General features: G+C 27.6%; 2 protein-coding genes and 2 pseudogenes. All 4 read left to right on the forward strand.

Annotation, left to right across the window (positions count from 1 at the left end; genetic code table 11):
- A pseudogene (locus HNQ06_RS05560) lies at positions 1–193 on the forward strand (DUF777 family protein); the annotation flags it as partial.
- Positions 194–222: 29 nt separating this feature from the next.
- Entirely contained in the window at positions 223–555 is a 333-nt protein-coding gene (locus HNQ06_RS05565; protein ID WP_184108012.1) for a DUF2634 domain-containing protein, read from the forward strand.
- Positions 552–1,432 (forward strand): annotated as a pseudogene (locus tag HNQ06_RS05570) (DUF276 domain-containing protein). Before HNQ06_RS05565 ends, HNQ06_RS05570 begins: the two are co-directional and overlap by 4 nt.
- Positions 1,433–1,437: 5 nt before the next feature.
- On the forward strand, positions 1,438–1,600 hold a 163-nt coding region (locus HNQ06_RS05575; RefSeq protein ID WP_184108014.1), incomplete at its 3' end, for a DUF735 family protein.

Here is a 1,600-nt window from a genome sequence, read left to right on the forward strand (position 1 = left end):
ATCTGATACTGTTAAAATCAAAACAAATACAATTGAAATAGCTAACCAAACAACTAGCTTAAAAAAAATTTTAGACAATATTGTAAGTGCTATTAACGGTATAACTATAATAGGAGGCTCAACTATTAACTATGCAAGCCTAAGAGCTGTAACTTCTAGAATTACTGCTGATATTAACAGTTTGTTTAAGTAATTTTTGCTAAATATGGTATAATTACTAGTATGGATTTAAAAATTGGAAATAATTTTGAATTGGTATTTAATAATGATATATCGCTTGTTGATGGAATTGACGAACAAAAACAAAAATTGTTTATATTTTTGAAAACCCTAAAGGGAAGTCTAAGCTATGCTCCTAATTGGGGACTGGACTACTTTTTACTTTTAAAACTGTTAAAAATCAACAATCTTCAAGCTGTAAAAAATTATTTTCACGAAATATCTAAAGAACTTAACTTAGATTTAATAAACATTTCAACTACTATACAAGACCACAAAGTGCATATATCCTTTTTTTTCTCTGGCGATGTTTTGAATATGGAGTTTGATTTATGAGCATAGTTTTTGATTCTGATTTTGGTATTCTAAAACGTACAATTAAAGATATTGTAAAATCGAAAAAAGAATATTTGCGTGTAAATTATGGTATTAATATTGATGATAATCAAAGCTCAATTTACAACATTATTGCATCTTCTTTAGCATTAATTGAAGAAGAAGTAATTAATGAGCTTAATCTCTTTTTTTCTAAAATGAGGCCGGGTGGTATCTATTGGACTACTATTGAAGAACACATTTCTTCTAAAAGCACAACTTACAGTGCAGTTAAATCTGCTTTACTTAATCTTGATGGGGTTGAGTACACTAATATTAAAAGTTCAGCTGGAAAAGTTAATATATATATCTAATTTTAAAAGAAGATTTATTAGACACTAGTAAAACCAATATTATTAATTCTGAATTTAAAGCAAAACTTTGGGAAACATTATACCTAACAATTCCTAGTGGTACTTTGCTTGAAGGAAACATAGAAATTGATGGACTTAATTCAACCGGACAACATAAATCCTATAAAATATCACTCGGAAAACGAAAATATGTTTATATGAAAGTGAAGTACAAGCTTGATCTTAAAAACTATCTCTACTTAAACATAGACTCTCAAATTAGAAATATATATTCTAGAATTATTTCAAATAACTATTCTGATATGGGGATTAACTTTGAATATCAAGACTTTTTTGCTCCTGTTAATGAAATAAAAGGGATTAAGTCTATAGAAATTAAAGCTTGCACTAAAGATGCAGATACCGAAAACATTTCAAGCATTACTGAAAGCGATTTTAAAAAAAATGAAGATATTGCCATTGATGATGATACACTACTGCTTTTTAATACAACGGATCGCTTGCTTATTGACATTGATAGTTGATAAATATGAAAATACCCAATTTTTTCAAAGACACCGAAATTCATAAGTTTATACTTACAGAAACTGAATATGTCCAAAAACTGCTTAATGAGCTTAAATCCCTCAATTCTAACTTTATCTCCATTGATGCAAAAGAAAATATAAAATCAAGATATATTGCTATATGGA

The sequence above is a fragment of the Borreliella lanei genome (assembly GCF_014205895.1).
In the GTDB taxonomy this organism is placed as follows: domain Bacteria; phylum Spirochaetota; class Spirochaetia; order Borreliales; family Borreliaceae; genus Borreliella; species Borreliella lanei.

What these genes read in the sequence shown, in the direction of transcription:
- HNQ06_RS05565 (WP_184108012.1), top strand. Translation starts at nt 223, where the DNA reads ATGGATTTAAAAATTGGAAATAATTTTGAATTGGTATTTAATAATGAT.